At 72.9% G+C, this 12253-nt stretch carries 10 protein-coding genes; 5 read left to right on the top strand and 5 right to left on the bottom strand.

The genetic code is table 11. From position 1 onward, the window contains the following. Window positions 1-78 precede the first annotated feature (78 nt). On the top strand, window positions 79-1581 hold the full coding sequence (locus tag IEZ07_RS24165) for an MFS transporter (protein WP_191896824.1): 1503 nt from the start codon (window positions 79-81) through the stop codon (window positions 1579-1581). A gap of 99 nt (window positions 1582-1680) precedes the next feature. On the opposite strand, the gene IEZ07_RS24170 is transcribed toward IEZ07_RS24165, so the two are convergent. Continuing rightward, window positions 1681-3153: a family 43 glycosylhydrolase gene (locus IEZ07_RS24170; RefSeq protein ID WP_191896825.1), complete on the bottom strand. Its 1473-nt coding sequence runs from the start codon at window positions 3151-3153 to the stop codon at window positions 1681-1683. Window positions 3154-3391: 238 nt separating this feature from the next. On the opposite strand from IEZ07_RS24170, the gene IEZ07_RS35915 reads away from it, so the two are divergent. Both IEZ07_RS35915 and IEZ07_RS24175 read left to right on the top strand, forming a co-directional pair. Further along, entirely contained in the window at window positions 3392-3523 is a 132-nt protein-coding gene (locus tag IEZ07_RS35915; protein ID WP_255529579.1) for a hypothetical protein, read from the top strand. After that, window positions 3510-4460 carry a tetratricopeptide repeat protein gene (locus IEZ07_RS24175; RefSeq protein ID WP_191896826.1) on the top strand — a complete coding sequence of 317 codons (951 nt, stop codon included), beginning with the start codon at window positions 3510-3512 and terminating at the stop codon, window positions 4458-4460. Before IEZ07_RS35915 ends, IEZ07_RS24175 begins: the two co-directional genes overlap by 14 nt. Before the next feature lie 81 nt (window positions 4461-4541). Here the strand turns inward: IEZ07_RS24175 and IEZ07_RS24180 are convergent, their stop codons facing one another. The 3 genes from IEZ07_RS24180 to IEZ07_RS24190 all read right to left on the bottom strand — a co-directional run bounded on the left by IEZ07_RS24180 (window position 4542) and on the right by IEZ07_RS24190 (window position 8950). After that, window positions 4542-5240, bottom strand: a complete 699-nt coding sequence (locus IEZ07_RS24180) for a polysaccharide deacetylase family protein (protein WP_191896827.1) — start codon at window positions 5238-5240, stop codon at window positions 4542-4544. Window positions 5241-5721: 481 nt separating this feature from the next. After that, a complete protein-coding gene (locus tag IEZ07_RS24185) occupies window positions 5722-6711 on the bottom strand; it encodes an LLM class flavin-dependent oxidoreductase (protein WP_191896828.1) in 990 nt (329 codons plus the stop codon). Window positions 6712-6868: 157 nt separating this feature from the next. Further along, the gene (locus IEZ07_RS24190) at window positions 6869-8950 is read right to left on the bottom strand and encodes a methyl-accepting chemotaxis protein (RefSeq protein ID WP_204054519.1); all 2082 of its coding nucleotides are present in this window, start codon (window positions 8948-8950) and stop codon (window positions 6869-6871) included. A 191-nt stretch (window positions 8951-9141) separates the two neighbouring features. On the opposite strand from IEZ07_RS24190, the gene IEZ07_RS24195 reads away from it, so the two are divergent. After that, entirely contained in the window at window positions 9142-10020 is an 879-nt protein-coding gene (locus tag IEZ07_RS24195) for a TIGR03619 family F420-dependent LLM class oxidoreductase (protein WP_191896830.1), read from the top strand. Between the two features lie 31 nt (window positions 10021-10051). Further along, on the top strand, window positions 10052-10498 hold the full coding sequence (locus IEZ07_RS24200) for a nuclear transport factor 2 family protein (RefSeq protein ID WP_204054520.1): 447 nt from the start codon (window positions 10052-10054) through the stop codon (window positions 10496-10498). A gap of 22 nt (window positions 10499-10520) precedes the next feature. Here IEZ07_RS24200 and IEZ07_RS24205 read toward each other — a convergent pair whose 3' ends face one another. Continuing rightward, a complete protein-coding gene (locus IEZ07_RS24205) occupies window positions 10521-12161 on the bottom strand; it encodes a GMC oxidoreductase (protein WP_191896831.1) in 1641 nt (546 codons plus the stop codon). Window positions 12162-12253 lie beyond the last annotated feature (92 nt).

Genomic DNA, 12253 nt, shown 5'->3' on the forward strand with positions numbered 1-12253 from the left:
CGCCTGGTCCTGGCCGGCCGCCGGGAGACCGATGAGTCTTCTCTCGTCACGGCAACCGAGAGAAGGGCTTCACCGATCATGCCGACCACTGACACCAGCGACACCGCCGACACCACGGACACCGCCGGGACCACGGACACTGCCGGGACCGCGCGCGCCCCCGGCGCCGGGGCCGCACCGCCGGGTGCGCCCCGGAGACTCACTCCCCGGCTGCTGCTGGTGCTGGTCCTCCTGCTGGCCGCCCAGTTCATGCTGGCGGTGGACTTCTCCATCCTCAACGTGGCACTGCCGGTCATCGGCGAAGGACTGGGATTCCCGCTGGCTCACCTGCAGTGGGTCGCCACCGCCTTCGCACTCTGCGCCGCCGGGTTCACCCTGCTGTTCGGCAGGCTGGCGGATCTCTTCGGCCGTCGCAGGATCTTCCTGGGCGGGCTCGCCGTACTGGGCGCCGCCTCGCTGATCGGAGGCCTGGCGCAGAGCCCGGAAGTACTGATCGTCGCCCGCGTCCTCCAGGGGCTGGCCACTGCGGCGGTCACCCCGGCCGGGCTCTCCCTGCTGACCACGTCCTTCCCGGAAGGCCCGCTGCGGGAGCGGGCGCTCGGCCTCAACGGCGCGCTGATGTCGGCCGGTTTCACCACCGGGGCCGTCCTGGGCGGGGTGCTGACCGACCTGTTCTCCTGGCGGTGGGCGTTCTTCGTCAACGTGCCGGTGGCCGTGCTCGTACTCGTCGCCGCCCCCATCGTGATCAAGGAGTCCAGGCCGGCGAGCAGGCCTCGGCTGGACGTGCCCGGTGCGGTCAGCGTCACCCTCGGTCTGCTCGCCGTCGTCTTCGGCCTCACCCAGGCCGGGGAGCACGGCTGGGGCACGGCCGAGGCCCTCGTCCCGCTGGCCGCGGGCGGACTGCTGCTGGTCGTGTTCCACCTCGTCGAACTCCGGTCGGACGCGCCCCTGGTGCCCCCCGCGGTACTGGGCAGGCGGACGGTCGCCTGGGGGAACGTCGCCGGGCTCATCGCTTTCCTGACCGAGACGTCGCTGGTCTTCCTGCTGACGCTCTACCTGCAGAACGTGCTGGGCTTCTCGCCGCTGGCGGCGGGGCTCTCCTTCGGGGTGCTCGGAGCCGGCACCGTCGTCGGCGGCTCGATCGCGCCGCGGATCATCGGCAGGATCGGCGCCCGCTCGGCGCTCGTCACCGGAGGGCTGGTGCAGGCGGTCTTCACCGTCGCGCTGCTCGGCCTGGGGGACGACCGCTCCTGGATGTGGCTGCTGCTGGCCGCCACCTTCGCCGGCGGCGTCGGCAACATGCTGGTCATCGTCGGATTCATGATCACCGCCACCTCCGGCCTGCCCGACCACGAGCAGGGCCTGGCGACCGGCCTGGCCACCATGACCCAGCAGGTCGGCATCACCATGGGCACCCCGATCATGAGCGCGATCGCCACGTCGGCGATCACCGGTACCTCCGCGTCGGCCGTGCTCGGTGGACTGAAGGCGGCCATCGCGGTGAACGCCGCCCTCGTGCTGCTGGGAGTCCTCACCAGCCTGCTCTTCCTGCGCGAGCGGGCTCTCCGCCGCCGGCGGTGACGGCGCGGACGCACCACCGCGGCGGACGGCACCGACATGGCGCCGCCCGCCGCCTGGATGCCGTCCGGGCCGGAGGCGCCTCCGGCCCGGACGCGGTGGTCATTCCAGGATGAAGGAGGCGCTGTCCCGGAAGGCGGCTGTGCCGTCGTTCCGCTCGACCCAGACCAGGCCGGCGCGGTGGCGCAGGAAGTAGCCGGGGAAGTTGGCCGACTCCAGGGAGACCGTGCCCGATCCTGAGAGGCCGCTGCGGCGGGTGAAGCTCGCGTCCGCCCTGAACAGGCTCGTGCCGTCGTTCTTCTCCACCCATGCCGCGAAGCCGCGGTGGCGCAGGAAGTAGCCGGGGAAGTTGGTCGACTCCAGGGAGACCGTGCCCGATCCCGAGAGGCCGGTGACGAGCCGGAACTGCGAGTCGGCCAGCGGCGTGACGTCCGCTTCCAGGCGTACCCGGTACTCCCAGTGGCGGATCGCACCGCCGGCGGTGCCGTAGGACGTCAACCGCACCGGGGTGGCCCCGTCGGGCACCGGGATCCCGAAGTCGGGAGTGCCGTCGGACCTCCAGTGGACCTTCTGCACCCGGGTGCGGCGGTTGGGGTCGCCGAGCGGATCGCCGGTGATGTCCCGGTAGTTGCGGTCGTGGTAGACGAGGATGTCGCTCTGCCCGTCCTCGGAGACGGTGAAGGAGTTGTGGCCGGGGCCGTACTGGCCGGTCGCCGCGCTGGTGGCGAAGACCGGGGCGGCGCTCTTCGTCCAGGAGGAGGCCTGCAGCGGGTCGGCCGAGGCCGGTGCGGTCAGCATGCCGAGGCAGTAGTTGGCGTCGGTCGCGCTGGCGGAGTAGGTGAGGAAGAGCCGTCCGTTGCGCTGCAGCACCGCGGGGCCCTCGGCCACCTTGTGGCCGCGCGTCTCCCAGGCCAGCGTCGGCACGGTCAGCCTGGTCACGGCGCCGGTGATCGTCCACGGGCTGGCGCCCATGCGGGCGATGTACAGGTTGGAGTTGGTGGCGATGCCGGGCTCCTGCTGAGCCCAGAGCAGGTAGCGCACGCCGTTCGCGATGAAGGTGGTGGCGTCCAGGGCGAAGGTGTCCCAGGGGGTGGCGATCCTGCCCCGCTCGGTCCAGCCGCCGGTCAGGGGGTCGGCGGCGGAGCTCTCCAGGACATACATCCGGATCTTCCAGACGTCGTCGGCGCGGCCGGCGGCGAAGTAGACGTACCACTTGCCGTTGATGAAGTGGATCTCCGGCGCCCAGATGTGCGCCCCCATCTCGCCGCTGGTGTGCCTGCGCCAGATGACCGTCTCGGGGGCGCTCGCCAGGCCCTGGATGCTGGTCGCCCGGCGCAGCACGATGCGGTCGTACTCCGGGACGGTCGCGGTGAAGTAGTAGTAGCCGTCGGTGTGCCGGAAGATGTGCGGGTCGGCGCGCTGCGCGGCCAGCGGGTTGGTGTACTGCACGGCGGGGGAGGCCTGGGCCGCGCCGGCCGGCAGCAGCGCGGCGAGCACGGTGAGCAGCGCGGTCACGGCGATGGCCGCCCTCCGGTACGGGGACGGGGGGTGCGGGGGGCGGGACGTCGCGGGCATCGGCTGGTCCTTTCCATGCGGAGGTCTCCCTCCGGGGGTGAAGGCGCGGGCGGGCCGGTGGATGTGAGCGCTAACAATCACTGACGCCGTGACGCGGCGACGGATTTCTCCGGGACGATTCGTAACCCGGGCCTCACGCGGCTGTCAATGCCCGCGGCGGCGCGGCAGCCGTCTCCAAGTGGGCCGCAAGTCCGGCGGATCACGATGTCCGCGGAGTTCCCCGACGGAAGGAGCAGACATGCGGATGATCAGAAGGATGGGGATGCTGGCGGTCGCGCTGGCCGTACCGCTCTTCGTCGTGCTGATGAGCGGTACGGCGGAGGCCATCCGCATCGCCAACCACTGCGAACCGCCCCTTGACGCCGACTGAGCGGCTCGTACGGCGCCGCCGGATCCGGGTGATCCGGCGGTGCCTGCTCCGCGGGGGCTACTGCTGCGAACGCGGCTGGTACGCCGAGGGCGAGCGATGGGCCCGGCGGGCGGATCGAGTGCTCCGCCGGACGGACCCCGCCGGGCGGGCCCCGCTCCTGGTGGAGCTGGCGACGCTCTGGCACGGGCTCACCCGGTACGCGGACGCGTACGGGTGCGCCCGCGAGGCGGCGGAACTGCTGACCGGGCTCCCTCCAGGTCCGGGGCGCGACGGGCCGCTCGCCGACGCACTGGTCCGGATGGGCGACGTCGGCCGCAGGCAGGCCCGGTACGGCGAGGCCGAAGGACACCTGCGCCGCGCGCTGGCCCTGGTGGGCGAGGCCGACCACGCGCGGAGGGCGGCCGTCCGGCTGACTCTCGGGGTGCTGTGCAAGGAGACCGGCCGCCACGACGAGGCCGGCGCCCGGTACCGGGAGGCGCTGCTCCTACTGGAACGGCACGGCGGGGATCCCCTGATGGAGGCCGACGCCCGGCACAACCTGGCGGGGCTCGCGCACGCCCGGGGCGTCCCCGGCGGCGAGGAGCACGCCAGAGCCGCGATCGGGCTCCGGAGCGGAGTGCTCGGCCCCGCCCACCCGCAGGTGGCCGGAGACCTGGCGGTACTCGGCGCGGTGCTCGCGGCCGAGGGCAGGCACGACGAGGCAGAGGAGGCGCTGCTCCGGGCCGAGGCCGTCTTCCGCCGGCGTCTGGGAGCCGACCACTACGAGGTGGCGGTGTGCCTGGTGAACCTGGCGCACCTGGACGCGCTCCGGGGCCGTGCCCGGGAGGCCGGGCGGCGGTACCGGGAGGCCCTGCGCATCAAACGCCTCGCGCTCGGCGACGACCACCCGGAGGTGGCGCGCCTGGCGGCGGCGGTGAGGGACTGGCCGCCGTCCTGAGCGGCGTCGTCAGGGGAGGGCCGGGTGCGGCCGGTGGGAGGCGGTCCTCCTCTCGACGCGGTCCTCCCCTCGCGGCGCCGGTCAGCGCCGGGAGCCCGGCGCGTCCCGCCGGCCGCCGTAGGCGAGTCTCGGCGGTTTCCCGCCGAACAGCTCGCTGACGGTGACGAACCGGTAGCCGCGCGCGGAGAGGCTCTTCAGCACCTTCGGGATCGCCTTCACCGTCGTGGGGTGGATGTCGTGGAACAGGATGACGGCCCCGGGAGCCGCCCCCTTGATCGCCCTGCGTGCCACCGCGGAGCTGTCTCGGTGCCTCCAGTCCTCGGTGTCCACGCTCCACAGGACCACGGGACGCTTCGTCTGCCTGCGGACGGCGGTGTTGTGGGCGCCGTACGGCGGCCGGACGGTCTCCGGCGTGACGCCCGCCGCCCTCTCGACGGCCCGGTCGGTGCGGGCCAGGTCGGCGCGGATCGCGGCGGCCGGCAGCCTGGTGAGGTCGTGGTGGGACCAGGTGTGGTTGCCGATCTCGTGCCCGGCCTCGACCGCCCGCCGTACCACGCCGGGGTTCTCCGCGACGTTCCGACCGACCACGTAGAAGGTGGCGCGGGCGCGGTACGCCGCGAGGTGGCGCAGCAGCGTGCCGGTGTACCGGCCCGGACCGTCGTCGAAGGTGAGCGCCACGCACTTGATCCGGCGGCAGTCGGCGGACGCCTGGGCGGCGGGTTCCTGCGCGGGGGCGGCGGGCGCGGCGGGCTTCTGCGCGGGTACGGCGGGCTTCTGCATCGGGACGGCGGGTACGGCGGGTTCCTGTGCGGGTAGGGCGGGCGCGGGCCGGGGCGGCGTCCCCGGTGCGGGGGAAGCGGTGCCCGGGGACGACGGCCGTGCGGCGGGAACGGGGGGCGCGGTCGGGCCGGCGCCGGCCGTCCCGGCCGCGGCGGAACCGGTCCCCTGGCCGGCGGCGCACACCGCCGTCAGGACGGCCGCGACGAGGAGTCTCGCGGAATCCCACCGCGCTCCCGCCCGCACCGGCCGGCGCCGCCGCGCCGTGCTCTTCGTCGACTCCCCGGTGAACCGCATCCCGCACGCTCCAGCTCTCCGGAACGGCACCGGCGCCCTGGTGGAGCCGGACCGTTCCAACGGGTTCGACAACCGCTGCGCGCATATGGTTCGGAACGAATTCGCCGCCGTGCGGTGCTCTCCGGGCGGTGTTCTCCGGGCGGTGGCGCGCGGGAGTCGGAACGCCGTCCCGCGGAGCGCCCCGGCGTCAGGCGGGGGCCAGGCCGTACTCCTTGGCCAGCAGTTCGAGGGAGCGCAGCCAGGCCTCCCTGCCGGGGGCCGCGGAGACGACGATCAGCTCGTCGGCCCGGGCGTGCTCGGCGAACCGGCCGAGGTACTCGGTCACCTCGGCCGGGGTCCCGACGGCCGAGTACCTGGCCATCTGCAGGATCTGCCGCCCGGCCGGGGAGGCGAGGACCAGGTCGGCCTCCTCCGGCGTGAACGCCCGGTCCCGCCCGAGGAACAGGTTCACCCGCCTGCGCTTGGCCTCCAGGAACTGCTCCTGCGCCTCCTCCGAGGTGCCCGCCGCGATGACGTTCACCCCGGCGATGACGTACGGCTCCCGCAGCTGCGCGGACGGGGTGAACTCGCGCCGGTACACCTCGACGGCCTCCTCCAGGGCGTCCGGGGCGAAGTGGGAGGCGAAGGCGTACGGCAGCCCGAGCGCGGCGGCGAGCTTGGCCCCGAACAGCGAGGAGCCGAGGATGTAGAGCGGCACGTCGGTGCCCTTGCCCGGGGTCGCGTCGACACCGGGGATCCGGGACTCGCCCGTCAGATATCCCTGCAGTTCCAGGACGTCCTGCGGGAATCCGTCGGCCGCCGCCGGGGTGCGGCGCAGGGCCCGCATGGTCTGCTGGTCGCTGCCCGGCGCCCGGCCGAGACCGAGGTCGATGCGGCCGGGGTGCAGGGTCTCGAGGGTGCCGAACTGCTCGGCGATGGTCAGCGGGGAGTGATTGGGCAGCATGACGCCGCCGGCGCCGAGGCGGATCGTCCGCGTGTGCGCGGCCACGTGCGCGATGAGCACGCTGGTCGCCGAGGACGCGATGGACGGCATGTTGTGGTGCTCGGCGTACCAGATCCGCCGGTAACCCCACGCCTCGGCGCGCTGCGCCAGCGTCACGCTGGCGCGGAAGCTGTCCCCGGCGGTCTCCCCCTCACCGATGTGGGCCAGGTCGAGGATGGAGAGCGGGACGGTCATGAAGGGGCGCCTTTCACCGGGCGGGGAGGAGGGGCCGATCCGGTCCCGGAGACCCCCGCCGCCTCGGGACACGGTCTGCAACAGCGGCGGGGGAGCGGTTATTTCCGGAGCGCCGGAAGGCGGTACGGGGCGCCGCCGTGACGGCGGCGCCCCCTGGTCACCTCAGCCGGAAGCGGGTGACCAGCTCGTTCAGCTGCCGGGCGGTCCCGTCCAGCTGCTGCGAGGCCTGCCGGGTCAGCCGGACGGCGGTACGGGTCGTGTCGACCGTGACCGCGACGCCGTCCAGGTTGCGCGCGATCTCCCCGCTTCCGGCCGCCGCCTGGCCGACGTTGCGGCTCATCTCCCGGGTGGTCGAGGTCTGCTGCTCGACCGCGGCGGCGATGGCGGACTGGAAGTCGTTCACCCGCGCGATGGACTGGGAGATCGCCCCGATGACCTCGACCGCCTGCCGGGTGTCGGCCTTGATCGCGGACACCCGCGCGGAGACGTCGTCGGTGGCCTTGGCCGTCTCCTGGGCCAGGTCCTTGACCTCGCCCGCCACGACCGCGAAGCCCTTGCCGGCTTCACCGGCACGCGCGGCCTCGATCGTGGCGTTGAGCGCCAGCAGGTTGGTCTGCTCGGCGATACCGGTGATCACCTTCACCACGTCGGCGATCTGGGCGCTGGAGGCGCCGAGCTTGGCGACCGTCTCGGAGGCGTGCCGGGCCAGCTCCACACTGCCGCCCGCGACCTGGGCGGCCTCGTGGGCGTTGCCGGAGATCTCCGCGATGGAGGCGCCCATCTCCTGGGAACCGGCGGCCACGGTCTCCACGTTGCGGGAGACCTCCTGCGCGGCGCCCACCGCCGCACCCACCTGGTCGGCGGCCTGCTCGGCCGAGCCGGACAGCTCCGCGCCGACCTGCGAGACCTGCGCCGCCGCGTCCGTCACCTCGCCGGCGCTGCCGGCGATGTCCGACAGCAGCAGCCTCAGCTCCGCCACGGCGGTGTTGAGCGCCTGGCCCATCCGGGCGATCTCGTCGGAGCCGTCCTCGTGCACCGTCACGGTGAGGTCCCGGGCGGCGACGGAGCTCAGGGCGTCGGTCAGCCTGCCGACCCGTCCGCTCAGACGCCGCGCCCACAGTACGGCCAGCCCGCCTCCGGCGACCGCCATCAGTAGGCCGGCGACGACGAACGCGACGAGCATCGCCCGGCGTCCGTCGCCGATGTCGGCGGCGGCCGCGTCGTAGTCCGGCCCGTATCCGGCCACCGCGATCGCCCACTGGTACGGCGCGTAGGAGGAGACGTTGACCGTGGTCGCCGCCGCGGGAGCACCGCCGGCGCCGGGCAGCCGGTAGCCGGCCCGCCACACCTGGCCCTCGGCGAGGCCGGGTGCCTTCGCGGTGATCTCCTCGACGTAGCGGCGGCCGTCGGCGTCGGTGGCGGTCAGGTCGGTGGTGCCGGCGGCGGAGCGGGCCGATGAGGCGATCACCCTGCCGCGGTCCGCGGCGGCGCTGCTGTACACCGTCACCGCGCCGTTCGCGCCGACCCTGGTCTGGGAGACGGCGTCGGTGAGCTGCTCGATCGCCTCGGCCTGCGGCACCCCGTAGTACACCGCGCCCGTGACGCGGCCCGAGGAGTCACGGATGGGGTCGTAGGCCGTGACGTACCAGGTGTCGACGGCCTTGGCGACACCGCGGTAGGACTTGCCCGCCTTGATCGCGGCCGCGACGGCGTTGGGCTTGCCGTCGGCGCCGACGGCGGGGATGTAGGTGCCGATGGCCCGCCCGCCCGACGCGTCGGGCACGTTGGTCGCGACGCGCAGCAGCGCGCCTTCGGCGTTCATGCGCTGGAACACCGTGATGGTGCCGCCGACCGTCTCCCGCACGTCGTCGACGAACGGTGTCGGTTCGTCCTGGTCGGTGTTCTGCCCGAGCCAGGTGCCGCCGACGGAGGCCCGCGGCAGCACGACGCGGTGCGTCCGCTTGGTGACCTGGTCGGTGGCCTGCCAGGTCACCGGCCCGCCGGTGAAGCGGATCCCCCGCTCGGCGAGCTCGCCCGCGACGATCGCCATGTTGGCGTTGACGGACTTCTGCACGGACGCCCCGACGGTGGCGACCAGCCGGCTCACGCCGCTGGTCACGTGGTCGAGGTCGGCGGTGGTGAGCTCCGCGATGCTCGCCGAGGCCCGGTCGCTGAACCGGGCGCTCTGCCAGGCCCCGACTCCGACCAGGACCAGGGCGGTGGTCAGCACACCGCCCATACCCAGGATCATCAACCGGTGTCCGAGCCGAAGAGAGAAGCGCATGGATTTCCGCATGAACGTCCTTTCGGCAGAGAAGTGGCCGGAGCTGAGGGACATCCCGTGGAATTCGGCACCGCATCCGGTCCGGCCCGCCGCGCCGCCCCGGTTCGGGCATTGAACTATAACGTGTTCTATTGTTATCTGGGCTCATGCGGTTCACCTATGCCGAGGCCATGACCGACCCGTCGTACCACCTGCCGCTGGCCCGGGCCGCCGAGGCCGCGGGATACGCGAGCGTCAGCGTGGCCGACTCCCTGGTCTACCCGGAGGAGTCCGAGGCCGGCTATCCGTACACCGCGGACGGCGACCGGGCGTTCCTGGAGGACAAGAGCTTCGTCGAGACGTTCGTCCTGATCGCGGCCATGGGGGCGGTGACCTCGACGATCCGGTTCACCCCGTTCGTGCTCAAGCTGCCGGTCCGCCCGCCGGTGCTGGTGGCCAAGCAGGCGGGCTCGATCGCCTTCCTGACCGGCGGCCGGCTGAGTCTCGGCGTCGGGCTCAGCCCGTGGCCCGAGGACTTCGCGGCGATGGGGGTCCCGTGGGCGCGGCGCGGCCGGCGGATGGACGAGGCCATCGAGGTCGTCCGCGGCCTGACGGGCGGCGGCTACTTCGAGTACCACGGCGAGTTCTACGACCTGCCTCCGGTGAAGATGTCCCCGGTCCCCGCCGAGCCGATCCCGATCCTGGTCGGCGGGCACAGCGAGGGGGCGCTGCGCCGGGCCGCCCGCCTCGGCGACGGCTGGATGCACGGCGGGGGCGACGCCGCCGAGCTGGACGCGCTGCTGGCCAGGCTGGCCGCCCTGCGCGCGGAGTACGGCACCGCCGGTCGGCCCTTCGAGATCCACGCGATCTCCGCCGACGCGTACACGGCGGACGGGGTCAGGCGGCTGGCCGACAAGGGTGTCACCGACCTGGTCGTCGGCTTCCGGAACCCGTACGTCAAGGGCCCGGACACCGAGCCGCTGAGCAGGAAGATCGAGCACCTGGAGCGCTTCGCCGAGTCGGTCATCGCGAAGACCGGCCCTTGATGATTTTCAATAACAGGTTACAGTTTTTCGTGTGAGCGACTCCGCCGCCGTCATCTGGGACGCGCCGTACGGTGACCACCCCGCGCGCCGGGCCGCGCGCTCGTCCATGGCGGCCGTCGCCGCCGGGCGCAGGGAGGACTGGCTCGGGCTGTTCGCGCCGGACGCCCTGGTGGAGGACCCCGTCGGGCCCTCGACGCTGGACCCCGGGGGGAAGGGGCACCGCGGCCGCGACGGGATCGGGCGGTTCTGGGACGGGAACATCGGCTCGGTGCTCGGGTTCCGCTTCCGGGTCGCGGACTCCTTCGCCAACGGGCCGTGCTGCGCCAACGTCGTCTCCATCACCATGACGCTGGACGGCGGCGCGGTCATGACGGTCGACTGCGTGATCGTCTACACCGTCGACGAGTCGGGGCTGATCACCTCGCTCCGCGCCCACTGGGAGCCGGAGCGCGCGCTGGCCACCCTGACCGCGCCGTAGTCCCGTACGTGCCGAACCGCCGTCACAGGTCCGTGGCGATGATCCTCTCGATGTTCCGTTCGGCGAGCGCCGTGATGGTGACGAACGGGTTGACGGTGGTGTTGCCGGGGATCAGCGCGCCGTCGACGACGTACAGGCCCGGGTAGGCGGTGAGCCTGCCGTAGTTGTCGGTGGCCCTGTTCAGCACCGCGCCGCCGAGCGGGTGGTAGGTGAGGTGGTCGCCCCAGATCTTGTAGACGCCGAAGAGGTCGGTCCGGTAGATGGTCCCCTCCCTGGAGTTGATCCTGTCGAAGATGGTCCTGGCCATGTCGATGGACGGCCGCTTCCAGGAGGTCTGCCAGTTCAGGTCGACCCTGCCCGCCGCGGCGTTCCAGGAGAACTCGGCGCGGTGCGGGTTCCTGGTGATGGACAGGTAGAACGAGGCGAAGGTCTCGATCCCGGTGGGCAGCGGCGCGACCTCGGCGAACGCGCCGCCGGCGGCCCAGTTGTCGATGCCGGAGCAGGGGATGGCCGACTGCAGGGCGCCGGTCGGGTCCCACAGGTGGTTGGCGCGGCCGCACATGACGTTGCCGTTGTCGCCCCAGCCCCTGCCGATCTCGCCGTTCAGGCCGGGCAGCACGCCGGTGGCCTTCAGCCTGACCAGCAGCTTGCTGGTGCCGACGCTGCCGGCGGCGAAGAACACCCTGTCCGCGGTCACGGTCTTGACGGCCGTGGTGTCTCCGGTGGTGTTCAGCTGGTCGATGACGACGGTGTAGCGGCCGGCCGCGGGAGCGACCGAGGTGACCCGGTGCAGCGGTGAGACGGTCACCCTGCCGGTGGCCCTCGCCCGGGCCAGGTAGGTCTGCTGCAGCGACTTCTTGCCGTGGTTGTTGCCGTAGAGGATCTCGCCCGCCAGCGCCGACCTGGGAACGGTCCCGGCCGCCTCCTGCTCCATGTAGTCCCAGTCGTACACGTCCGGCACGAAGACGAACGGGAAGCCGGAGCGCTGGGCGTGCTTGCGGCCGACCCGGGAGTACTGGTAGCAGGCGGTGGAGTCGAACCAGGCCGGGTCGACGGTGCCGACCCCGAGCCCGGCGTTGGCGCGCGGGTAGTAGACGTCGTACATCTCGTCGGCGTCCACCGACGGCAGGACGGCGCCGAAGTTCTCCCGCTTGGGGGTGACCGCCATGCCGCCGTTGACCAGCGACCCCCCGCCGACTCCGCGGCCCTGGTAGACCGTGATGCCGCCGAACTCCTCGGCGTCCAGGATGCCCGTGTGGCGGGGGATGTCCCGGTCGATCGGGAGGCCGAGGAAGTAGTTGAGCGGGGCCTTGGTCCGGGTGCGCAGCCAGTAGGACCGGTAGTCCGGCTCGCGCGTGTTACAGAAGATCTTGCCGTCGGAGCCCGGGGTGTCCCAGGCCATGCCCATCTCGATCATGTGCACGTCGACGCCCGCCTGGGCGAGACGCAGGGCGGCGACGGAGCCGCCGTATCCGGTGCCGATCACCAGCGCCGGGACGTGGGCCCCGGAGGCGATCGGGGCGGCGGCGCGGGCGGTCTCCGCCCGGGCCGCGGTGGCGCGCCCCGAAAGGGCCGCGATTCCCAGGACGGAGCCGGTTCCGGCGATGAAGCCGCGGCGGGAGATGCCGCTGGAGACGGGGCCGTCCGGGGCGGTGCTGCTCATGTTCGGTTCCTCACCCTCGACGAAACGAGACCGGTCGTGCATGTCGCGCGGCGGGCCGCTCCGCGCGCGGAGGCGGCTCGGGCGCGTTCGCC

The organism is Planomonospora parontospora, assembly GCA_014647935.1.
GTDB lineage: Bacteria > Actinomycetota > Actinomycetes > Streptosporangiales > Streptosporangiaceae > Planomonospora > Planomonospora parontospora.